Here is a 20971-nt window from a genome sequence, read left to right as displayed (position 1 = left end):
TTAAAACCCTCCGGCCCAAAAATCCGACACCAGCTTCACGTTCAGCGCGATGATCACGGCGGCTGTCGCGATCGCGAGAGCGCTGAGCCAGCGCGGCGCGACGAACGCACCCATCTTGCGTCGGCTCGAGGTAACCATCACGAGCGGCACCACGGCCAACGGCAGTTGCAGGCTGAGCACCACCTGGCTCAGGATCAACAGACGACCGGTCGCCTGCTCGCCGGCCAGGATCGTCACCACCACCGCCGGGACAATGGCAATCATCCGCGTCATCAGACGCCGCAGCCACGGCGCGATCCGCAAGTTCAAGAAGCCTTCCATCACGATCTGGCCCGACAGGGTCGCGGTGATGGTCGAGTTCAAACCGCAGCAAATCAGCGCCACGGCAAACAGCGTCGGCGCCAGCGTCGAGCCGAGCAGCGGCGCCAGAAACGCATGCGCCTGACCGAGTTCGGCGACTTCGGTTTGTCCGGCCCGGTGAAATGCCGCCGCCGCCAGGATCAGGATCGAGGCGTTGATGACGAAGGCGAGGCACAGCGCGATCGAGGAATCGATGGTGGCAAGGCGGATGGCTTCGCGCTTTTCCGGTCCGCTCTCGCCGATGAAACGGGTCTGCACCAGCCCCGAATGCAGATAGAGATTATGCGGCATCACGGTGGCGCCCAGAATGCCGAGCGCGAGATAGAGCATTTCGTGATTGGCGAAAATGTCCTGGCTCGGCACGAAGCCTCTGATCACCGCGCCCCAGTCGGGATCGGCGAGCGCAATCTGGATGGCAAAGCAGGCCGCGATCACGCCCAGCATCGCCACGACGAAGGCTTCGATCCAGCGAAAGCCGAAGGCTTGCAGCGCCAGGATCAAAAACACGTCGGCCGCGGTGAGGATGACGCCGACGGAAAGCGGAATGTGAAACAACAGATTGAGGCCGATCGCGGTGCCGATGACTTCGGCAAGATCAGTCGCCGTGATCGCGAGCTCCGCCGACAGCCAAAGCGGCAGCGACATCCAGCGCGGAAATGAATCGCGGCAGGCCTGCGCGAGATCGCGTCCGGCGCCGACACCAAGTCGCGTGCAGAGCGACTGAAGGACGATCGCCATCAGATTGGACAGCAATGCAACCGAGAGCAGCGCGTAGCCGAATTTGGAGCCGCCCGCGAGCGAGGTCGCCCAGTTGCCGGGATCCATATAGCCGACGGCGACGAGATAACCGGGGCCAAGGAACGCCAACAGCTTGCGCCAGAACGGACCTTTGGGAGCCGTCTGTACCGATGCGAAAGCTTCCGCCAGCGACGGAGTACTGCGCTGCGCGCGCCAGCCCGTCGGCCTCGCAGTGAAGCCTGAAGCGGTCGCGGCCCCGGATTCAGAACCAAAATTGCGGTTTTGCGCATCCATTTGCAGAGACTGCCGTAAGCTCGACTTTATTGCAACTGATTTGCAAGTGCATCTGATGATCACAGAAATGATATCGGTACATGGCTTGTAAAGTACTAGGGAAGTGCTTTTGTATCGGCCATGGCCAGATTGCCTCTGGAAACGCCGACAGCAACCCTGCGCTACGCGCTCACGCCCGACGAGGCGGCTGTCGCGGCGATCGAGGCGACGTTTGCGGCTTACGACCGCATGATGGCGATACTCGCCGAAGTTGCGCCGGTCGGCGCGAACCTCGTCTCGCTTCACGCCCAAGCCTACGAGAAGATTCGGATCGAAACCGGCCTGCCGGCACGGCTGGTCACGCTTGGCCTGCGCGATCGCGCCAGCTACGTCGCGGGCAATCAGGTTCGGCGAATTCCGCTCGATGACAAGTTGTTCGCAATCAAGGGACCCACTTCACTAACCATTAGCACTGTCCAGGGACGCGTCTTGGTGCCGTTCGACGTGCCGGGTTATGTAACGGGCTGGGAAAGCCCTTTCCCGGCGCACCTGGTCTCGGACGGACGAGCTTACGAAATTCACATCGCCGTCAAATCCAAATCAGCAGCACCGGAGGAGAAGACCATGCTTCACGAGGGCATCCTTGCGCGTATGGGCCGGCTTCTTGCCGCCATCGCCAGCCAAACCATCGACAATGCCGAAAACAACAACAAGGTCGCGCTCGTCAAGCAAGCGATCCGCGAAATCGACGCCGGCGCGGATGAAGCGCGCTATGCGCTCGGCAAATCGCGCGCCGAAGAATTTCGCCTCAAGCGGCGGCGCGAGCAGTTCGACGCGGACGTCGCAACGTTAACGGAAAAAATCCGTCTCGCAGTTGCGGAAAATCGCGAGGATCTCGCGCGCGCCGGAATCGCACGGCAAATTGATCTGGAGTCGCAAGGCCTCGCGCTCGAGCGCGCGATGGATTTCATCGAACTGGAAATCGACGAGCAGACCAAGGCCTTGCAGGCAATGCTTGCGGCGCGACGTGAAGCCGAAGGCCGTCTCGCCGATCTCGAAGCAAGTCTGATGCAGCACGCGCCGCTTGAAACCGGCGAGACGCTCCCCACGACTAACACCATGAGTGCCGACCGGGCCATGGCAGCGATCGCACGCGTTACCGGCGTTCCCGCTTCCAGCGTGCTCGGCGACAAGTCACTCGACGAACTCGACCGGTTGCATCGCGAACGAGAGATCGCGGCGCGGCTTGAAAGGATCAAATCGCAGCAATGAGTGCCGTCACCGACATCTTGCTGGCGCCTGATGTACGGCCTTTTGCGATTGCGGCAGCGATCATGGCTGCGCTGGGCGGCCTCGAAGCGCTGACAATGATCGTCGGCTTCTCGATCAGCGAACTGATCGGCGCCGATTTTGCGCTCGAAGCCGAACATGACAGTGCCATCGGCGGCCTGTTCCTCTGGATCAATGCAGGCCGCGTCCCGCTTCTCATCCTGATTATCCTGGTGCTGGGCGTATTCGCGATCGCAGGATTTTTTCTGCAAGGCATCGCGCACATTGCCGGCACGGCAATTCCGGTCGCCCTCGCCGCGCTTTTCGCTGCCGCGCTGAGCCTGCCGGCCGTCAGGGTCGCCAGCCGCGGCATCGCCCGCATTATCCCGCGCGATGAGACTTACGCCGTGAACGACGCCGATTTTGTCGGCAAGGTCGCCGAAGTTGCGATCGGCCCCCTCGATCAGGGACTGCCCGGCCGCGTCCGTCTCAAGGATGTCTTCGGCAACTGGCACAGTGTGCCGGCGCGCGCCAGCGCCGATTCGAACCCCCTTCCGGTCGGCGCCAGCGTCCTTCTGGTCGACCGCGACAGCAAAAGTTTTATCGCCATCTCCGCACCTGAAGACCTCGCACCCCAACAACCATCACGCAGGGCATAAAAATGTGGGAACTTGCAGTACCCGTCGCGATAGGCGTCCTCGTCTTTCTGGTTATCGGCCTGTTGCTGGCAAAACTCTACCGGCGCTCGACGCGCGATGAAGCCTATGTCCGCACCGGTCTTGGCGGCCAGAAGGTTGTGCTCGACGGCGGCTCGCTCGTTCTTCCGGTTTTCCATTCCGTCGCCGCCGTCAACCTGAAGACGCTGCGGCTCGAGGTCGCCCGCGGCGGTCCGGATTCGCTCATCACCAAGGACCGCATGCGCGTCGACATCGGCGCCGAGTTCTATCTGCGCGTCAAGCCGGATACGTCGTCGATCGCGCTGGCCGCACAAACGCTCGGCAGCCGCACCAACGACACCGCCGAACTGCGCGAACTGGTCGAAGCGAAATTCGTCGACGGCCTGCGTTCGGTTGCGGCCACCATGAACCTCGAGGAATTGCAGGAGCAGCGCGCGACCTTCGTCAAGGCGGTGCAGGATGCCGTCGGCGCCGACATCCAGAACAACGGCCTCGAGCTTGAATCGGTCTCGCTGACGCGCCTCGACCAGAGCGACATCAAGCACTTCAACCCGACCAACTTCTTCGACGCGCACGGCCTCACCACGCTCACCAAGATCACCCGTGAGCGCGAGCAGGAGCGGAACCAGATCATTCGCACGACCGAAGTCAACATCGCCCAGCAGGACCTGGTCGCGCGCCAGACCACGCTGCAGATCGAGAGCACCAAGCGCGAAGCCGAACTGGCGCAGCAGCGCGACATCGCCAACAAGACCGCATCGATGCGCGCGCAGACCGCGCAGGCCGAACAGGCCGCGCTGCAGAACGAAGCGCAGTATCGCATCGATCAGGAGCTTGCGGTCGCCAACAAGCAGACCGAAGCCAACCAGCTGCGCGACACCCGCAAGATCGAAGCCGATCTCGCCGTCAAGCGCCGCAACACCGAAATGGAACGCGACCTCCAGATCGTCTCGCAAGAAAGCGCGATCGCGGTTGCGACCAAGAGCAAGGAACAATCGGAAGCACAGACCATCGCCGAGACCGCCCGCGCGCTCGCGATCTCCGCCGAAGAAAAGGTCACCACCGCGCGCGCCACCGAAATCGCCGAACGCGACAAGATCATCAACGTGATCGCGGCCCGCAAGGCCGCCGAAACCAACGCCATGCCGATTACGGTGATGGCTGAAGCCGAAAAGCAGGCTGCGGCCAACAAGGCCGAAGCGACCAATGTCTTGGCAAAGGCGGATGCCAATGCGGCCACGACGAGGGCCGCAGGCGTCAAGGCGCTTGGCCAGGCCGAGGCCGAGGTCGCCACGATGAAAGCTGAGGCGCGCAACAAGCTCAGCCCGGCAATGATCGACTACGATCTCAACCTCGCCCGCATCAATGTCATCCCGAATGCGCTGGCCGAAGCCGTCAAACCGATCGAGAAGATTTCGGACATCCGTATTTTCGATACCGGCAGCCTGCTCGGCCGCAACGGCTCAGCCAACGGCAGCATGATCGGCCACGGACAGGGACTTGGACTTGGCGACGGCCTCGCCGCACAGCTGTTGTCGGTCTCAGCGTTCCGGCCGGTCATCGACAAGATCCTCGCCGAGGCGGGCTTTGCCGCCGGCCCCGATGCGCTGACCAGCCTAACTACCGCGCTCGCCGCGCAGCAGCTGGCAAAGCCCGCTGAGCCAGCCGCGATCGCTCTCGACGATACGCCGATGCCGCCGCCTCCAACCATTTCGGGAACCACCAAAGCGACGCTCGGCCCGAAATCGTGACGGTCTAGCAACGGTCGAATATCCATTAACAAAAGCCCGCTGCCGTTGATGCAGCGGGCTTTTTTCGCATGTCGGGAATCGGGTGGGTTCCAGGCGATGCAACCTCCATGTTGGGTGTCGGAGTTAGGCTTCACCGTTCGTCCTCAGCTCGAAGCCGACCAAAGCTCAGGAATTTCGCCATGACCTCCTCGACCGCTCCCCGCTTGCCCGCAACCTTCAACCGCCTCGCCTGGTCCAACCTTGCCGCGCAATCGGCCGAGCAGATTGCCCTCGCCGCAGCGCCGATTGTTGCCGTGTTGATGCTCGGCGTCGGCGAAGGCGAAACCGGGTTGTTGCAGACCGCTCTGACGCTGCCGTTCGTGCTGCTCGCAATTCCGGCAGGCCTGCTTGCCGATCGCATCTCGCGGCGGCGGCTGATGGCGGCCGCCGAAGCGTTGCGCGCGGTGGCGCTGCTCACAATTCTGCTTCTCATCGCCTCGAAATGGCTGACGCTGCCGCTGCTCGCCCTGTGCGGCTTCACCGCCGTGTGCGGCACCGTCGTGTACAGCGTCGCGGCCCCTGCTCTCGTCCCTTCGCTGGTGACAGCACAAGCTTTGCCCACGGCGAACGCCAGAATCGAACTCGCCCGCACCATCGCCTTTGCCTCCGGCCCCGCCCTCGGCGGCGCTCTCGTGGGATGGCTTGGCGCCGCGCCTGCTTTCGCGTTTGCGGCGGCGTTATCCGTGGTCGCGGTCGTGTTGTTGTCGGGCCTCTACGAACCCGCGCGTTCGGTCGCACCCCGGCGGCATCCGCTGCACGAGGTGAAGGAAGGCGCGTCGTTCGTGCTGAACCATCCGTTGCTGCGGCCGGTCTTTGTGACGCAGTTCATCTTCAACACCGGCTCGTTCCTGCTGCTCGCGATCTTCGTACCCTACGCGGTGCGCCACCTCGCGCTGTCGGCGACCGGCGTCGGCGTCACGCTCGCGATGTATGGCGTCGGCATGGTGGTCGGCGCGCTGCTGGCCACGCGGGTGATGCGCCGCGTCACCTTCGGCACCGTAATCGGCCTTGGCCCCGTCACCGGCTTTGCCGCCGCCGTCATCATGGCGCTCACAACTGTCATTCCGACCGCGGCGCTTGCAGGCCTGAGCTTCTTCCTGCTCGGCGTCGGCCCGATCCTGTGGGTCATCAGCACGACGACCTTGCGGCAATCCGTGACACCGCCAAGCCTCTTGGGACGCGTCTCGGCAATCAATATCCTCAGCTACGGCGCGCGCCCGCTCGGCTCCGCGCTCGGCGCCATCATCGGCGGGCTCTACGGCGCGGAAGCCTGCCTTTACCTCGCGGCCCTGATCTTCGGCGCGCAGGCCCTCGTCATCCTGATGTCGCCGGCGGTCGCGCTGACACGGCAGCCGGAGATGGTCGGAGAATGCGCCTAGTGGGACGGCTCAGAACGAGCCTGCCACCGAGCCGAGCGCAATCACGGCGACCAGCGCGACAAGCGCGCCGACGATGCCAACCATGACGATGTCAAGATAACTGTCGCGGTGCGTCGACCCGCAAATGGCAAGCAGGGTGACCACCGCGCCGTTATGCGGCAAGGTATCGAGCGTGCCGGCCCCGATCACCGCGACCCGATGCAGCAGCGCGGGGTCAAGGCCAGCCTCCGCTGCGCGCGTCAGATAGGTTGAGGCGAGCGCATCGAGCGCGATGGTCAACCCACCCGACGCCGATCCGGTCAGAGCGGCCAGGACGTTGGTGGCAACCGCGAGCGACACCAACGGTCCACCGCCGATGCCGAGCACGGCGTCGCGCACGACGGCGAACGCCGGCATGGCGGCCACCACCGCGCCGAAGCCGACGAGGCTCGCCACGCTCACTGCCGGCAGCACGGCCGCGTTGGCGCCGGCATCCATGGTGGTGCGAAGCGACGGCAGCCGGCCGAAACTGGTCGCAAGAACAGTGACGATCGCGCAGGCAAGCGCCGTAATGACGGCCCACACACCGCCGACCGCGGCCAGCGACGTCTCGCCCCAGCGCACTTCAGAAAGGAAGGACGTGTCGAGCGCCGGCAGAATGAACAGCGACATCGCGAGATTGACGACGATCACGACCATGAGCGGCAGCGCAGCAACGATGGCGGCGGGCGGCGCGCCGGCGGTCGCGCCGTGCGTGATTTCCGCCGGATCGAATTCACGGGCGGTCGTGGCGCGTTCACGCAGCTTTTCGTCATTGGCAACATGATCGGGCGACATCGGCGCGCCATCGCCGAACCCTTCGCCATTCTTCCGCGCGATCGCCTCTTCGCGATTGAGCCACCACAGGCCGAAGCCAAGCATGATGAGCGAAGCGAGGATGCCGAGGCCCGGCGCGGCAAAGGGCGTGGTGCCGAAGAACGGCATCGGGATGGCGTTCTGGATCGACGGCGTGCCGGGCAAGGCCGACATGGTGAAGGTCGATGTACCCAACACGATCGTCCCCGGCATCAACCGGCGCGGAATGCCTGCTGCGCGAAACAACTCCTGCGCCATCGGCGCCAGCACGAAGAAGGCGACGAACAGGCTGACGCCGCCATAGGTGACGAGCGCGCCGGCGAGCACGACCGCAAGCACGGCCCGCTTCGGACCGAACCGCTGCGTCATGAAGTTCGCGATTGACGCAACCGAGCCGCTATCCTCCATCAGCTTGCCGAACAGCGCGCCGAGCAGAAACAGCGGAAAGAACTGCCCCAGGAAACCTGCGGCGCTGTTCATGAAGGTTTGGGTCCAATGGGCGAGCAGCGGCTCGCGGGAGAACAGGGCCGCCACCACAGCCGCAAGCGGCGCAAGCAGCAGCACGCTCCAACCCCGGAAGGCCAGCCAGATCAAAAGTCCCAATCCGATCAGGATACCGAGCAGCCCAGCCGCGGTCATGGCCTCAGCACTCCGCCAGCAACACGTCGAAATCGGCGGTAGACCTTTTTCCGAGGTCGTGACCGTGCTCGGAGAGGAAAACGTCGGCGCTCTTACGTCCCTCCTCCTTCAAGAGCGAAACGAACTCCCACTCGGCATTGAGTTTCGACGATGCACCGAAGTCGGCGAGCGCGTCGGACATGATGCGGTGCGTGCGCATTCCGGCCCACCGCGCGCCCTCGCCGTGTCCGGGGTCCGACACCTGGCGTAACAACGCGATCATGCGCAGTTCCTTCATCAGCGGTGAATTGAAGGAAATTTCGTTGATCCGGTTCATGATCTCGTTGGCCGTGCGAGGCGGCTCCATGCGTTCGCGCGGGTTGATCTGTACCAGGATCGTGTCGTGCGCATCGCTTTCGCGGATCAGTGGCGTCAATGTCGGATTGCCGGCATAGCCGCCATCCCAATAGGGCTCGCCGTCGATCTCGATCGCCTGGAACATGGTGGGCAGGCAGGCCGATGCCAGCAGGACATCCGGCGTGATCTCCTTGTTGCGGAAGATGCGGCCACGGCCGGTGCGAACACTGGTTGCGGTGATGAACAACCGGATCGGCGCGCGCGCGAGACGGTCGAAGTCGATCGTCTCGGTCAATATCCTGCGCAGCGGGTTCAGGCCGAGCGGATTGAGATCGTAGGGCGAAAACACCCGCGCCATCATGTTCATGGCGGCGTAAGCCGGCGAGGTATCGAGGGTCCAGCGGCCCATCAGCCGGTCGAGCGGCGAGCGCTGCAATGGACTGAACGCCGCCGCCTGCGATACTTGCCGCCAATAGGCTTCGAGCGTGGTACGGGCGCCTTCGGCGCCGCCGCCCGTCCATCCGTCCGCCAGCAGGGCCGCATTCATCGCGCCCGCCGAGGTGCCGGAGATCGCTTCGATCCGCAGCCACTTCTCTTCGAGCAGCCGATCGAGCACGCCCCAGGTGAATGCGCCGTGAGAGCCGCCCCCCTGCAACGCGAGGTCCACCAGAACAGGCTCAGGCATTGTTTCCATCGTCGCTGCCTCCGAGTGAAACAACGCTTGATCAAGGTCGATCCATGATGCTGCGCATCGAACTGGCGCAGGACGAACGGGCGATCAGCCGCGCTAACTCAAGCGGCGCGACGCAGACCGAGGCCGAGCGCGATCCAGCCGACGCCCGCCATCACGAGATCGATGCCGAGGAACAGGCCGAGGATATAGAGGCCCGAGACCGGCCAATGCGCCAAAATCAACAGGCCGAGCACAAGCGTGATCACGGCGGACAGCAGCACCAGGACCCAGGGCGACTCCCGCTTCATGCTGAAGGCAAGGATGATGCGCACGACGCCAGAGGCCGTCAGCAATGCGCCAAGCATGAGGGTCAGCAGCGCGGCGGCGAGCAGAGGGTTCTCGAATGTGACGAAGCCCGCGACGATGTAGAGCACGCCAAGCAGGCCCCAAAGCAGGAATTTGCCCCAGCTCTTGATCTTGAAGGCGTTCCAGACTTCGGCGATGCCGGCAATGATCATCATCACGCCGACGATCCAGACGCTGACAACCGTCGCCATCACGACGCTGCCAAGCGCGATGAACCCTGAGATCAGATAGACGACTCCGAGCGCAACGATCCAGCCCCACCCGGCGCGAAGCGGTGTTAGATCATGAGTGGTTTGGGGATTGCGAAGGGCTTCTGAAGCGTTCGTCATCACGAGTCCTCCATTACGAAAAACTGCCCGACGTGCATCTACAGGTAGCGTTAGAGAAAGGCGGAATAGAGGACAAATGCTCCCGTCCGCGACCGCTTGCAAGACCGCTGTTCGTGCGATTGGGTCTGTATTGCTGACTATTCTATTTAAATGCCCGCGGATCGCGCGCGGGCGCCCCCTCAAGACCGGACCGAGCATGGTCCGGTCCATTCGCGCTTGCCCGCGCGGTCAGTAAAGCAGCCGCCGCAGCGGCAGTCCTGCCCTTGAATAGAACTCGCGGCGGCTGACGGTGCCGTCATTGTCCGGATCAGCGGCGCGGAATTGCCGTTCGACCAGCGCGAAATACTCGTCCTTGGTCAAGGTACCGTCATGATCGCGATCGGCCCACGCGAACTCCTCGGCGGTGACGCGGCGCCGGCCAAGCTGCGCATGACTGAGCATGCCGGTATGATGGCGATCCAGATGATCGAACAATAGCGCGGCGGCGCGTTTGGCTTCGTCGAGATCGATGGTGCTGTCGTTATCCCGGTCTATACCTGAAAAGGGGCTGGCGCGCCTGCCCCCGCGCGCAAACGCGGGCGGTGCCGCGATGAAGCTCGCGAGCCCGAACAGAAGCAGTTGCCGGCGGAATGCGCTCTGGGGCGCGGTCGGTTTCGGGCGTCGCACGGAAGCTGATTGATCCATCGCAGAAACCTCCTTTTGCCCCGCAAACTGTAGCGCCGGTATTATACCCGCCCGCGTATCGGGCGAAAGATCGCATCAGCGCTCGTCAGCTCTGCGCAAGACGAAATATCATCGAGCAGGCAGCGTCCCGTTACACAGAAGCGTCATCCTTCAGCTTTTCAGATAGCGCTCGTATTGCCCGGCCAGCACTTCGTCGGTCGCAATCGCAGGCTCAAGCGTGTAGAGATCCTGCGCGCGACCGATGCCGCGCAGCGCGAAGCGGCCGGTGGACACGAGATAGTGCCGCCCGGCGGTGTCGAGGCCGTCGCGAAAGGCCGCCGAGACCAGGAGTTCGCGATCGACCGAACCGCACATCGAAGCGATACGGCTGACCTCGTTCACCGCCGGCCCCACCACGGTGAAATCCAGCCGGTCGTCATGACCGATATTGCCGTAAAATACCTCGCCGACATGCAAGCCCACATAGGCCGAGGTCACCGCCCTTCCCTCAGCGCCGCGGCTTGCATTGAGCGCAATCATGTTGAGGCGAAAACGATGCTCGGCGCGCAGCGCCGCGCGCTTGGCCTGGCTCAGGTTCTCCGCGGTAAACATCGCAAGCACGCCGTCGCCGATCAGCTTCAGCACGTCACCGCCGGAATCATGGACGGCGTCGATAGCGGCCTGCGCATAATCGTTGAGGAACGGGATGATCTCGTCGGGCTCGATGCTCTCGGCGATGCCGGTCGAGCCGCGCAGGTCGGAGAACCACAACACGGCCTTGATCTGTTCGGTGACGCCGCGCGAGATCTTCCCGTGCAGGACGCGCTCGGAGGCATCGCGTCCGAGATAGACACGGCCCAAGGTGCGCACGATATCGACCTGCTGGGCCGACTTGACGACGAGCCCGAGCACCGGCACCAGGTCGCGTAGCGCCTCGAGCTCCTTGTCCTCGAAGCCGTCGGCGCGTCGAGTCACCCAGTAGGAATAGAGACAATCCATCTGCCCGAGCGCGCCGGTCTCGCCGAAACGGTGGACCAGACCGAGCAGATGCTTGTGCCCCCTCTCGAGGAGCTCCGGCATTCGCGAGAAGCGGAGAACGTCCGGGTCCGCAAGGTCGAGCCGCATCTCGTCGTGTCCGTTTGCGAGCATGTGATAGAAGATCGACTGGCGCCAGCCCTCGTCATTCTCGCCCGTCGGTCCATATTCGAAGCGATCGCTCTCATTCCCCTCGATATCGTTCCAGCGAAATCCGCGTCCCTCAAAGATCGGGTGCAACGTATCGATCGCGACAAGGGCGCGCGACAGATCGAGACCCGCGGCGCAGCAGCGCTCGCAGAAGCCGCGGATCAGATCGTTCTCGGGCAAGCCGGTGAGGCCCTGGCTCACCAGCCAGTTCATCAACCCGACACGGGTCGCAAGTTCCATAGCCGCGGATTATGCCGTGCGATCGCGACGGGGAAAAGACCTGCAAGGGACATGGCTGGAAATGATCGGCGTTGCGATTCAACAGTCAAATTGCTTGGAATCGAAGGGAAGCTATTCGTTGATTTAACAAGGGGGCCTGTTCTGATGGAATGGACGTTTGCCAATCTGATCATCCAGACCGTGGCTGGCCTGATCGGAGCGAACATCGCCGCGGCCGCAGCCCACGAGCACCGCTTCGGATTTTGGGGCCATAGCCTCGTCGGTCTCGTGACCGGCGCGCTCGCAGGAATTTTCCTGCAGAAATACGCCTCCACCGTCGTCACCGCGAACGGCAGCCTGAACGATCCCTCGGGCGTTCAGATCATCGCGGCGCAGGTGCTGACGGGCGCAGTGGCCGGCGCGATCGCGATGATGGCGACCGGCTTCATCATCAAGGAACGATCGAAAGAGGACTAGCGGCGGGCCGGCCCATGCCGCTACCGCGCATGCACCTGCGTGAAGCGGCGTTGACCCCTCCAACATCGGCGCTGCAAATGGCAGCATGAGAAAGACAACAGGGCGTAACGACGAATGACGCCTCCGTGGGAAAGTTGATGGCGTCCGAAGCGCGCACCCGCCAGTATCCGATTATCCTGGCGCTCGGCACCACGCAGACGCTGGCGTGGGCCTCGAGCTACTACCTGCCCGCCATTCTGGCCGATCCGATCGGCCACGATCTCGGCATGTCCGCCAACTGGATTTTTGCCGCCTTCTCGGCGGCGCTGGTGATCTCCGCAGTGCTGGGGCCCCGGATCGGCCGGCAGATCGACCTGTTCGGCGGCCGGCCGGTGCTGTGCACCTCCAACGTCACGATCGCGGCGGGTCTGGTGCTGCTTGGCGTCTGCAATTCCATTCCGCTGCTGGTCGTGGCCTGGATCCTGCTCGGCATCGGCATGGGCTATGGCCTGTATGACGCGGCCTTCGCCGCTTTGGGGCGCATCTACGGCAATGCGGCGCGCGGACCCATCACCGGCATCACGCTGATGGCGGGCTTTGCCTCGACCGTCGGATGGCCGCTGACCGCCTTCGGGCTCGACCATATCGGCTGGCGCGACACCTGTTTTGCCTGGGCGGCTGCCCATATCCTGATCGGCCTGCCGCTCAACTACTTCATGCTGCCGAAGGTGACCGTCGCGAAGGCTGAGGCAGCGAACGCGATCAAACCGCATATCCCGATCGATCGCAGCATGATCCTGCTGGCGTTCACCTTTGCCGCGGGCTGGACCGTGACCGGCGCGATGGCGGCGCACATGCCGCGCATTCTCGAAGCCGGCGGCGCGACCGCCGTGCAGGCGGTTGCGGCCGGCGCGTTGTTCGGTCCGGCGCAGGTTTTCGCGCGCATCGTCGAGGCGACGCTTCTCAAGCGCTATCATCCGCTGCTTTCGACAAGGCTTGCCTGCCTCACCCACCCGATTGGCGCGGCGATCCTGAGCGTCGCTGGCGGCTCGGCCGCGGGCGCTTTTGCGATCCTTTTCGGAATGGGCAACGGCGTCTTGACGATCGCGCGCGGCACCCTGCCTTTGGCGATCTTCGGCCCGAAGGATTACGGCTATCGCCTCGGCCTGATCGGCGCGCCGGCGCGCATGGCACAGGCGGCAGCGCCGTTGGCGTTCGGTCTCCTGATCGATCTGATCGGGCTCAAGGTCCTGATCGTCTCGTCCGCACTCAGCCTTTCTGCGCTCGCCGCGCTTTTGCTGTTGCGGACGAATTCGGGCCGAGCTGCGACCGATAGCGAGAGCGGCTAAAACCTATTTTGGCAGCTTGCCGATCCAGGCGAGGATCGCCTCGGTGACCGCAGCCGGCTGCTCCGGAATCAGGGCGTGGCTCGCATTCGGGATCACCACGACGGAAACGCGCTCTCCGAATTCGTCGCGCATCTCGTTCGACATGGCGCGCGGCTTGAAGGGATCGAGTTCGCCTTGAAGATCGAGCAGCGGCACCGCACCGCCTGACCACCACTCGGATTGTTTGGTGGCGCGGCCAGCGGCCGATTGCATTTCGTCCGCCGCCGGATGCCAACCATCGAGCCAGATTCTGGCGTCGCTATTGGGGGCGAAGAAAGCCAATCGCAGATATCTCAGTCGCTCGCTGGTCGGCAGCGCGAAATCGCCCGATTTACGCACTGCTTCCGACAATTCCTGCGCGCCGGAAAAGCCGACCGGATAGCCTTTCGCCGCGGCCGCGATCATCACGACGCCGCGCACGAGTTCGGGATGATCGACGGCGATCATGCGTGCGACCCAACTGCCGAACGCATGTCCGACGATAATTGCAGGACCGCCATGGCCCTTGATGCGGATGACGGCGGCGACATCGTGGGCGAGATCGTGAAGCGTGAGATTTTGCACGGGCCCAAGGCTGAGGGCAGCGCCGCGCGGCTGCGGCCTCACCACGAAAAAACCGGCCTTGACCAGCACGTCCGCGACGTCGTCGAAATCTTCCGCGCCGCGGCCGCGCGAGGGCAGCATGACAACGAGCGGCCCGCGTCCCTCGGAGAGGACTTCTATGCGGATGTCGTCATAAAAGGCGATTTCCCGCTCCGGTTCGGCCCGTGCGGGGATCGCGATGATCATCGTCGATGCAAGCACCAGCGCCGCTGCGACGCGGCGCTGCCAATGACTTGGCTGACAGATCGCCTCACTCATAAAATTCCGGCGCCATTTTCAGCGTGTCGCGCTGGGCCTTGTCGTGATTGATCCAGAGCGTGCCCTTGTCCTGCGCGAGACGGTCCGCAATCTTCTGCATCGATGCCAGCGTCTGTTCCTTGCTGACATTGTTGACGGGCACGCCGCGGTTCTCCCAGTTGCTCTTGAAGTGGACGGCATCTCCCGTGAGAATCAACTCGCCGGTCTTCGGCAGTTTCACCAGCAGCGACTGATGCCCTGGCGTGTGGCCGGGCGTCGAGAGCACGACAATGCTGCCGTCGCCGAAAATATCGCGATCGCCTTCGAGTTTTGTCACCGGGTGCTCAGCCTTGAAGCGCGGCGCGCCGTTGGCGCCCGGCCACTCATATTCCGCCTTCTGCACATAGAGCATCGTATTCGGGAACATCTCGACATTGCCGATATGGTCGGGATGGGTGTGCGAGATCGCCATCGCCTTGATGTCCGACGGCTTGACGCCGAGTTGCTCGAGCTGGGCAGCGAGCTTCTTCGGTCGATGCCAGGTCACGGATCGCAGATCGGCCGGAGCAAGGCCATTGGGCATATCCGCGACCGCATCGGGAATGCCGGTGTCCCACAAGAACCAGCCTTGGGAGTGCTTGATCAGATAGCAGTTGTCGACGAAGTCCATCGACTTGCCTTCGTTGACGCCGGGCGACCACCGCGAGATGTCGCCGGCAACGCCCTCGCCGCAATTGAGGACGTAGAGCTTCTCGACGCCGGCGTTTGCGGGCTCGGCCAAGCCGATCGCCGCAAGGCCCAGAATTGCCGCCAGACCCAATACCCTGTTCATGCTGCCTCTCCCCGATATTTTTGATTTTAAGGCTTCTGCCGGCCATCGGGCCTGCATAGCACCTTACCGTGACAAACGCCGCGCCGACAATGGCGCGCGGCGCTTGTCACCTCACACCGGGGAGCCAGGGATTATTCCACCGCCTTGCCGAACTTGTTCGACTTCGGCAGGCCATGCGCGAGGCGGCCGGCGTCTGCTCGATTGCCGTTCCAGTCCGACAGCTCCTTGGCCGTCATGCTCTGGTCGCGGCCGGCGCCATCCTTCCAGGATAGCCCCTCCTTGGCATCGAACACCGTGACGTCGGACAGTTCGGCTTTGAGGTATTTCTGCAACCTGACGCCACGGCCCCGCGCCATCTCAGGCACCTGGTCGATCGGGAAGATCACCATCTTGTGGTTGGTGCCGATCACCGCAACCCGATCGCCGGTGACGACGGCAATCGCGCGCGCCTCGTTCGGCATCTCGACATTGAGCACCTGCTTGCCCTTGCGGGTGGTCGAGACGCAATCGTCCTCGTTGACGATGAAGCCCTGGCCTTCGCCGCTTGCGATCAGGAACTTGCGACCGCCCTTGTTGACGAAGGTCGAGACGACAGCGGCATCCTGATCGAGATCGATGAACATGCGGATCGGCTCGCCATGGCCACGACCGCCGGGCAGCTTTGCGACGTCGAGCGAATAGAATTTGCCGTTGGTGCCGAACAGCAGAAGTTTTGATGTCGTCTCGGCAAAGAAGGCCTGGCCGAGCTTGTCATCGGTCTTGAAGGCAAGGTTCGAGAGATCGGCGACGTGCCCCTTGAGCGTGCGCACCCAGCCCTTGTCGGAAATCACCACTGTCGCCGGCTCGCGCTCGACAAAGGCTTCCTCGATCGCCGCAAGGTCATGCTCGGGCGCGTCGGCAAATTGCGTGCGGCGTTTGCCAAGCGGCGTTTTCGGTCCGAACATGTCGCGGACTTTACCGACCTGCTCGCCGACCTTCTTCCATTGCTCGGCTTCCGAGGCCAGGACTCCCTTGATGCCTTTCAACTCGGCACGAAGGTCCTTGTCTTCGCCGCGGATCTCCATCTCTTCCAGCTTGCGCAAGTTGCGCAGGCGCATGTTGAGGATGGCTTCGGCCTGGACTTCGGTGAGCTTGAACGTCTTGATCAACACCGGCTTCGGCTCATCCTCGGTGCGGATGATCTTGATCACCTTGTCGATGTTCAAATAGGCGATCAGGTAGCCGCCGAGAATTTCCAGGCGATGCTCGATCTGCTCCTTGCGGTAGTTGGAGCGGCGGATCAGCACGTCGCGCAGATGGTCGAGCCACTCTTTCAGGCATTCGGCGAGGCCGACGACCTTCGGAATGCGGCCCTTGATCAGCACGTTGAGGTTCAACGGAATCCGGCTCTCGAGCTCGGTGAGCCGGAACAGGGATTCCATCAAGAGTTCCGGATCGACCGCGCGCGACTTCGGCTCGATCACGAGGCGAATGTCCTCAGCGGACTCGTCCCTGACATCGCCGACCAGCGGCAGCTTCTTCTCGTTCAGAAGCTCGGCAATCTTCTCGACCAGGCGCGACTTCTGCACCAGCCACGGAATCTCGGTGATCACGATCACCCAGGTGCCGCGCGCGCCTTCTTCCTGCTTCCACTTGGCGCGCACGCGGAAGGAGCCACGGCCGGTGACGTAGGCCTCCGTGATGGTTTCCTTGGAATCGACGACGATGCCGCCGGTCGGGAAGTCCGGGCCTTTGACCCATTTCAGCAGCGACTTGGATTTCGCATCCGGCTTGTCGATCAGGTGCAGCGCCGCATCGCACAGTTCGGCGGCGTTGTGCGGCGGGATCGACGTCGCCATGCCGACCGCAATGCCCTGCGCGCCGTTGGCGAGCAAATTGGGAAAGCCGCCGGGGAGTACCATCGGCTCTTTAGTCTGACCGTCGTAATTGGCGCGGAATTCGACGCCGTCCTCGTCGATGCCCTCCAGGAGAAGGCGCGCGACGTCGGTCATGCGCGCTTCGGTGTAACGGTAGGCGGCCGGATTATCGCCGTCGATATTGCCAAAATTCCCCTGGCCGTCGACCAGCGGATAGCGCGAGGAAAAATCCTGCGCGAGACGAACCATGGCGTCGTAAATCGCCTGGTCACCGTGCGGGTGGAACGAGCCCATCACGTCGCCGACGATCTTGGCCGACTTCTTGAACGGCGCGTTCGGATTGAGATTGAGCAACCGCATGCCGTATAGGATGCGCCGATGCACCGGCTTCAAGCCGTCGCGGGCGTCCGGAAGCGCGCGGTGCATGATTGTCGAGAGCGCATAGGCGAGATAGCGCTCTTCGAGCGCGTCGCGCAACATGACCTCGTGGACTTCGGCCGGCTCGGGCGGAGGTGTTCGTTTTCCCATGGGGAGCAGTTATCCAGTACAGCTAGGCAAGAAAAGCGGGTTCTTCAGCGAATCAGTGGCTCAATTTAGGCCGCTAGCGGTCCGATTCTAACATTCGCACCCCTTCTCGGCAGGCACTTTTGCGAATGTTAGAATCAAAGGACCACTTGCAAAATATAGGATTCTAGTGGAGTTTTGGATTTGACATTCGCTTCCGGAGCTTGCTGTTAGGCAATTAGCGAATGTCAAATCCACTCCACTAGTGTGAATGTTACGAAACCGCGAGCTTGCTGCGCGGGCGCGTTACGGCGTTGATAAAGCCGTCTCTGGCGTCGGAATGACCCTGGCCGCGCGGCTCCAGCACATGACGCAGCAGAAATAGCCCTGTCAGGGCAAAACCATCGCGCAAATCCTGCTCCGTCCAGCCGATTTCTTTCTCCTGCGCCCCCTCCTCGCTTTGGCGCAAGAAGGCCGGCAGCCGCAGCAGGCGATCCTGATAGGGAGCCCCGGCGCTGCGCGATACCGCGCCGCCGGATTTCGGCGAGACATAGACGAGATCGGTGGTCGAGCCCGTTGCCGCGCAGGTATCCAGATCAAGCCCGAAGCCGAGTTCGGTGAGCATCGCAAGCTCAAAGCGGATCAGATGCGCCGCCGCCGCGCGCGCGTTCTCGAAATCATCCAGCACGTGGTCGAGCATTTCATAGATATCTTCGTGAGGATCGCGCTCCGGCAACAGCCGCGCCAATGAGGCCAGATGCGTGACGCCATAGACCGCATGCGAAGAGGCAAACAAATTCGCCGCGCGCAGTCGCGTGCCTTCGACCAGGTAATAGCCGAGGTGCTCGTCGAGCCGCGCGCGCCACACCGCGGAAACGCTGTTGCCGGGTTGCAGCAACGGCCGCATCCGTTTTCCCGCGCCGCCACGCACCAGGCCGAGGTGACGGCCATGGCCGCGCGTCAGGAGTTCGACGATGGCGGAAGACTCGCCATGCCGCCTGACCCCAAGCACGATGCCCTCGTCAATCCATTCCATGCGGCAAGTTTAGCGGATTCTGGCGAAAGGCGCAGCCAACCGCCACAGCGTTCCCCGGTTGCTGCGCAGTGCGAAAGCGGTGCGTCCACCGCGTCTTTGGCCAGGTCCCGGCTCTGCGGAGCGGCGCGGAAGAAGCGCCGCACCGCGTCCGGGACACGGGATGGTCAAGCATTGAACCAACCCTGCGCGTCGCCGGTATACGAGCAATAGAGACCAACGGCGGTCAGGACGCAGGACACCAGTTCAATCGCACTGTCGATCTGAATGCCGTTTTCGGCGAAGGCCGGCAGCAGCGACAGCACGGACAGGACCAAAAGCGCCGTCAGTACCCAGCGCGGCCAGTTCTTGCGCTTTTGCGCGGCCAGGTGAACGAAATAGACCAGCAACAGGATAAGGCCGGCCTCCAGGATCATCGGCGCCAGCAGATCGCCTTCCAGGGTCGAGCGGTCCTGAAACGCGACCGACAGCGCATCGAGCGTCAGCGACAGGTACAGCAGCAACTCGAACCAGACCACGTTATTTGGAACTTTCATCACCGCCGCCAACAGTCTCACAAGTTCTTCTCAGATGATTCCGCGGTCATTCAGTTGGGAACTCAAGCCCCATCTCGCGATAGCGGTCGGGATCTTCGCCCCAATTCTCCCGCACCTTCACGAACAGGAACAGGTGCACCGGCTGCTCGATGATCGCGGCGATCTCCTTGCGCGCATCCGCCCCGATCGACTTTATGGTGGCGCCGGCCTTGCCGAGCACGATCTTGCGCTGGCTTTCGCGCTCGACAAAGATCGTTTGCTCGATCCGGACCGAGCCGTCCTTACGATCGGTCCAACTGTCGGTTTCGACGGTCGAGCGATATGGCAGTTCCTGATGCAGCTTCTGGAAGATTTTCTCGCGCGTGATTTCCGCCGCGAGCTGCCGGATCGGCGCGTCCGACACCTGGTCCTCGGGATAATGAAACGGCCCCGCCGGCACCATCGCCGCCAACGTGTGGCGCAAATCGTCGACGCCGTCGCCGGAAAGCGCTGAGATCATGAAGGTCTGCGCAAATGCAAGGCGGTCATTGGCGGCCTTCGCCAGCGCAAGCAGCTTTTCGCGCGGCACCAGATCGATCTTGTTGATCACCAGAAGTTTTGGATGCGCCACATCCGTAAGCTTGGTGAAGATTGCGTGCGCCTCGTCGTCCAGACCCTCGCGCGCATCGAGCAGCACGCAGACGAGATCGGCATCATGCGCACCGCTCCAGGCGGTCGACACCATCGCCCGGTCGAGCCGCCGCCTGGGCGCAAAGATGCCGGGCGTGTCGACCAGAATGATTTGCGCGCCATCCTCGACCACGATGCCGCGGATCAGCGCTCGCGTCGTCTGCACCTTGCGCGAGACGATCGTCACCTTGGAGCCGACCAGCGCATTGACCAGCGTCGATTTGCCGACATTGGGCGCGCCGATCAGCGCGACAAAGCCGCACCGGGTCGCGGGCGCAGCGGCGTCCGGCGAGGTCTCACTCATTGCTGCTGCCGCCAACGCCCTCGCGCGCAATCATCGCAGAGGCTGCGGCCTTCTCGGCGGCGCGCTTGCTGCCACCCATGCCTTCGGCTGACTCCAGTCCGGGCAATTCGACCGCGATCCGAAATTGCGGATCGTGGTGCGGCCCGGTGCGCTCGACTTCGCGATAGACGGGCGTCGGCAGGCCCTTGCCCTGGGCCCATTCCTGCAACGTGGTCTTGGGATCGCGTAGCGGCCGCCGCAGCTTGTGCATCCGCTCGGTCCAGTTCCGCTCGACGAACTCGGCCGCAGCCTGGTAGCCGCCGTCAAGAAACACGGCCCCGATCACCGCCTCGCAGATATCGCCGAGCACGGATTTGCGCAGGCGCGCGCCGGCACCCGCGCCGACCGCGCCCAGCTTGATGTCATCGACGAGGCCCAGCGATTTGGCGACGTCGGCGCAGCTTTCCTTGCGCACGAGATCGGCCAGCCGCTTCGACAACTCGCCTTCATCGGCATTCGGGAACGCGCGGTAAAGCATGTCCGAGACGATGAGCCCAAGCACATGATCGCCGAGGAATTCCAGCCGCTGGTAGCTGTCGCCCCGCTTGCGCGAGGATTTCAGCGCCGAGACGTGGGTCAGCGCGGTCGCAAGCAAGCCTGCGTCGGCGAACTTGTGCCCGATCCGTGCCTCGACGGCCGCGGTTGCGGCCTTCGAACCCGAAGACCTGGAGCCGGATTTGGCCTTCGGCCGCTTCTTCTTTTTCGCCGCAGCCTGCCGCCCGGCGTCAACTTGCGAACCTGCTTCGCCGGATGCCAACGGAGTGATGATATCGGATGCGTCTTC

The 20971-nt window shown here is 63.3% G+C and carries 19 protein-coding genes; 6 read left to right on the top strand and 13 right to left on the bottom strand.

Going from position 1 to position 20971, the window contains the following annotated elements; all coding sequences use genetic code 11:
• Window positions 1–1398 (bottom strand): Nramp family divalent metal transporter, encoded by a 1398-nt coding sequence (locus VFB05_RS10600; RefSeq protein ID WP_414643177.1) that lies wholly within the window; start codon window positions 1396–1398, stop codon window positions 1–3.
• A gap of 114 nt (window positions 1399–1512) precedes the next feature.
• Here VFB05_RS10600 and VFB05_RS10595 point away from each other — a divergent pair, with 114 nt between their 5' ends.
• The 4 genes from VFB05_RS10595 (at window position 1513) to VFB05_RS10580 (ending at window position 6486) form a co-directional block, all read left to right on the top strand.
• Window positions 1513–2643 carry a PspA/IM30 family protein gene (locus tag VFB05_RS10595; RefSeq protein ID WP_325011930.1) on the top strand — a complete coding sequence of 377 codons (1131 nt, stop codon included), beginning with the start codon at window positions 1513–1515 and terminating at the stop codon, window positions 2641–2643.
• On the top strand, window positions 2640–3299 hold the full coding sequence (locus tag VFB05_RS10590; RefSeq protein ID WP_325011928.1) for an OB-fold-containig protein: 660 nt from the start codon (window positions 2640–2642) through the stop codon (window positions 3297–3299). Before VFB05_RS10595 ends, VFB05_RS10590 begins: the two co-directional genes overlap by 4 nt.
• A 2-nt stretch (window positions 3300–3301) precedes the next feature.
• Window positions 3302–5068 (top strand): flotillin family protein, encoded by a 1767-nt coding sequence (locus tag VFB05_RS10585; protein ID WP_325011926.1) that lies wholly within the window; start codon window positions 3302–3304, stop codon window positions 5066–5068.
• A gap of 179 nt (window positions 5069–5247) precedes the next feature.
• A complete protein-coding gene (locus VFB05_RS10580) occupies window positions 5248–6486 on the top strand; it encodes an MFS transporter (protein WP_325011924.1) in 1239 nt (412 codons plus the stop codon).
• A gap of 9 nt (window positions 6487–6495) precedes the next feature.
• Here VFB05_RS10580 and VFB05_RS10575 read toward each other — a convergent pair whose 3' ends face one another.
• From VFB05_RS10575 to VFB05_RS10555, 5 genes are all read right to left on the bottom strand, one after another.
• The gene (locus VFB05_RS10575; RefSeq protein WP_325011922.1) at window positions 6496–7959 is read right to left on the bottom strand and encodes a GntP family permease; all 1464 of its coding nucleotides are present in this window, start codon (window positions 7957–7959) and stop codon (window positions 6496–6498) included.
• A 4-nt stretch (window positions 7960–7963) separates the two neighbouring features.
• Window positions 7964–8980, bottom strand: a complete 1017-nt coding sequence (locus VFB05_RS10570) for a patatin-like phospholipase family protein (protein ID WP_325011920.1) — start codon at window positions 8978–8980, stop codon at window positions 7964–7966.
• A gap of 107 nt (window positions 8981–9087) precedes the next feature.
• Window positions 9088–9663 carry an HdeD family acid-resistance protein gene (locus tag VFB05_RS10565; protein ID WP_325011918.1) on the bottom strand — a complete coding sequence of 192 codons (576 nt, stop codon included), beginning with the start codon at window positions 9661–9663 and terminating at the stop codon, window positions 9088–9090.
• 228 nt (window positions 9664–9891) lie between these two features.
• Complete coding sequence (locus tag VFB05_RS10560) at window positions 9892–10347, bottom strand: EF-hand domain-containing protein (RefSeq protein WP_325011916.1); 456 nt, start codon at window positions 10345–10347, stop codon at window positions 9892–9894.
• A gap of 150 nt (window positions 10348–10497) precedes the next feature.
• Window positions 10498–11751: an adenylate/guanylate cyclase domain-containing protein gene (locus tag VFB05_RS10555; RefSeq protein WP_325011914.1), complete on the bottom strand. Its 1254-nt coding sequence runs from the start codon at window positions 11749–11751 to the stop codon at window positions 10498–10500.
• A gap of 144 nt (window positions 11752–11895) precedes the next feature.
• Between VFB05_RS10555 and VFB05_RS10550 the strand changes: the two genes are divergently transcribed.
• Both VFB05_RS10550 and VFB05_RS10545 read left to right on the top strand, forming a co-directional pair.
• Entirely contained in the window at window positions 11896–12207 is a 312-nt protein-coding gene (locus VFB05_RS10550; RefSeq protein WP_325011912.1) for a hypothetical protein, read from the top strand.
• 137 nt (window positions 12208–12344) lie between these two features.
• The gene (locus VFB05_RS10545; protein WP_325011910.1) at window positions 12345–13535 is read left to right on the top strand and encodes an MFS transporter; all 1191 of its coding nucleotides are present in this window, start codon (window positions 12345–12347) and stop codon (window positions 13533–13535) included.
• A gap of 3 nt (window positions 13536–13538) precedes the next feature.
• Here VFB05_RS10545 and VFB05_RS10540 read toward each other — a convergent pair whose 3' ends face one another.
• The 7 genes from VFB05_RS10540 to rnc form a co-directional block, all read right to left on the bottom strand.
• Window positions 13539–14435, bottom strand: coding sequence for an alpha/beta hydrolase (locus VFB05_RS10540; RefSeq protein WP_325011908.1), 897 nt, complete (start codon window positions 14433–14435; stop codon window positions 13539–13541).
• Window positions 14428–15246 carry an N-acyl homoserine lactonase family protein gene (locus tag VFB05_RS10535; RefSeq protein ID WP_325011906.1) on the bottom strand — a complete coding sequence of 273 codons (819 nt, stop codon included), beginning with the start codon at window positions 15244–15246 and terminating at the stop codon, window positions 14428–14430. The genes VFB05_RS10540 and VFB05_RS10535 overlap by 8 nt, the downstream gene beginning before the upstream one ends.
• 131 nt (window positions 15247–15377) lie before the next feature.
• Window positions 15378–17630 (bottom strand): DNA topoisomerase IV subunit A, encoded by a 2253-nt coding sequence (parC, locus tag VFB05_RS10530; protein ID WP_325011904.1) that lies wholly within the window; start codon window positions 17628–17630, stop codon window positions 15378–15380.
• 250 nt (window positions 17631–17880) lie between these two features.
• Window positions 17881–18642 carry a DNA repair protein RecO gene (recO, locus tag VFB05_RS10525; protein WP_325011902.1) on the bottom strand — a complete coding sequence of 254 codons (762 nt, stop codon included), beginning with the start codon at window positions 18640–18642 and terminating at the stop codon, window positions 17881–17883.
• A gap of 164 nt (window positions 18643–18806) precedes the next feature.
• The gene (locus VFB05_RS10520) at window positions 18807–19175 is read right to left on the bottom strand and encodes a hypothetical protein (RefSeq protein WP_325011900.1); all 369 of its coding nucleotides are present in this window, start codon (window positions 19173–19175) and stop codon (window positions 18807–18809) included.
• Window positions 19176–19221: 46 nt separating this feature from the next.
• Window positions 19222–20148, bottom strand: a complete 927-nt coding sequence (era, locus tag VFB05_RS10515) for a GTPase Era (protein WP_325011898.1) — start codon at window positions 20146–20148, stop codon at window positions 19222–19224.
• Entirely contained in the window at window positions 20141–20944 is an 804-nt protein-coding gene (gene rnc, locus VFB05_RS10510) for a ribonuclease III (RefSeq protein ID WP_414643176.1), read from the bottom strand. The genes era and rnc overlap by 8 nt, the downstream gene beginning before the upstream one ends.
• Window positions 20945–20971 lie beyond the last annotated feature (27 nt).

Origin of the sequence: Bradyrhizobium sp. (assembly GCF_035652035.1) — a bacterium.
Classification (GTDB): domain Bacteria; phylum Pseudomonadota; class Alphaproteobacteria; order Rhizobiales; family Xanthobacteraceae; genus Bradyrhizobium.
Note: the sequence above shows the minus strand (reverse complement) of the source record. Positions and strands in the feature narration are given on the sequence as shown.

Coding starts and splice junctions, on each gene's coding strand:
- VFB05_RS10565 (WP_325011918.1), bottom strand. CDS start 9,663: ATGACGAACGCTTCAGAAGCCCTTCGCAATCCCCAAACCACTCATGAT.
- VFB05_RS10585 (WP_325011926.1), top strand. CDS start 3,302: ATGTGGGAACTTGCAGTACCCGTCGCGATAGGCGTCCTCGTCTTTCTG.
- parC (WP_325011904.1), bottom strand. CDS start 17,630: ATGGGAAAACGAACACCTCCGCCCGAGCCGGCCGAAGTCCACGAGGTC.
- VFB05_RS10550 (WP_325011912.1), top strand. CDS start 11,896: ATGGAATGGACGTTTGCCAATCTGATCATCCAGACCGTGGCTGGCCTG.
- VFB05_RS10575 (WP_325011922.1), bottom strand. CDS start 7,959: ATGACCGCGGCTGGGCTGCTCGGTATCCTGATCGGATTGGGACTTTTG.
- era (WP_325011898.1), bottom strand. CDS start 20,148: ATGAGTGAGACCTCGCCGGACGCCGCTGCGCCCGCGACCCGGTGCGGC.
- VFB05_RS10540 (WP_325011908.1), bottom strand. CDS start 14,435: ATGAGTGAGGCGATCTGTCAGCCAAGTCATTGGCAGCGCCGCGTCGCA.
- VFB05_RS10545 (WP_325011910.1), top strand. CDS start 12,345: ATGGCGTCCGAAGCGCGCACCCGCCAGTATCCGATTATCCTGGCGCTC.
- VFB05_RS10560 (WP_325011916.1), bottom strand. CDS start 10,347: ATGGATCAATCAGCTTCCGTGCGACGCCCGAAACCGACCGCGCCCCAG.
- VFB05_RS10595 (WP_325011930.1), top strand. CDS start 1,513: ATGGCCAGATTGCCTCTGGAAACGCCGACAGCAACCCTGCGCTACGCG.
- VFB05_RS10535 (WP_325011906.1), bottom strand. CDS start 15,246: ATGAACAGGGTATTGGGTCTGGCGGCAATTCTGGGCCTTGCGGCGATC.
- VFB05_RS10570 (WP_325011920.1), bottom strand. CDS start 8,980: ATGCCTGAGCCTGTTCTGGTGGACCTCGCGTTGCAGGGGGGCGGCTCT.
- VFB05_RS10520 (WP_325011900.1), bottom strand. CDS start 19,175: ATGAAAGTTCCAAATAACGTGGTCTGGTTCGAGTTGCTGCTGTACCTG.
- VFB05_RS10580 (WP_325011924.1), top strand. CDS start 5,248: ATGACCTCCTCGACCGCTCCCCGCTTGCCCGCAACCTTCAACCGCCTC.
- VFB05_RS10590 (WP_325011928.1), top strand. CDS start 2,640: ATGAGTGCCGTCACCGACATCTTGCTGGCGCCTGATGTACGGCCTTTT.
- recO (WP_325011902.1), bottom strand. CDS start 18,642: ATGGAATGGATTGACGAGGGCATCGTGCTTGGGGTCAGGCGGCATGGC.
- VFB05_RS10555 (WP_325011914.1), bottom strand. CDS start 11,751: ATGGAACTTGCGACCCGTGTCGGGTTGATGAACTGGCTGGTGAGCCAG.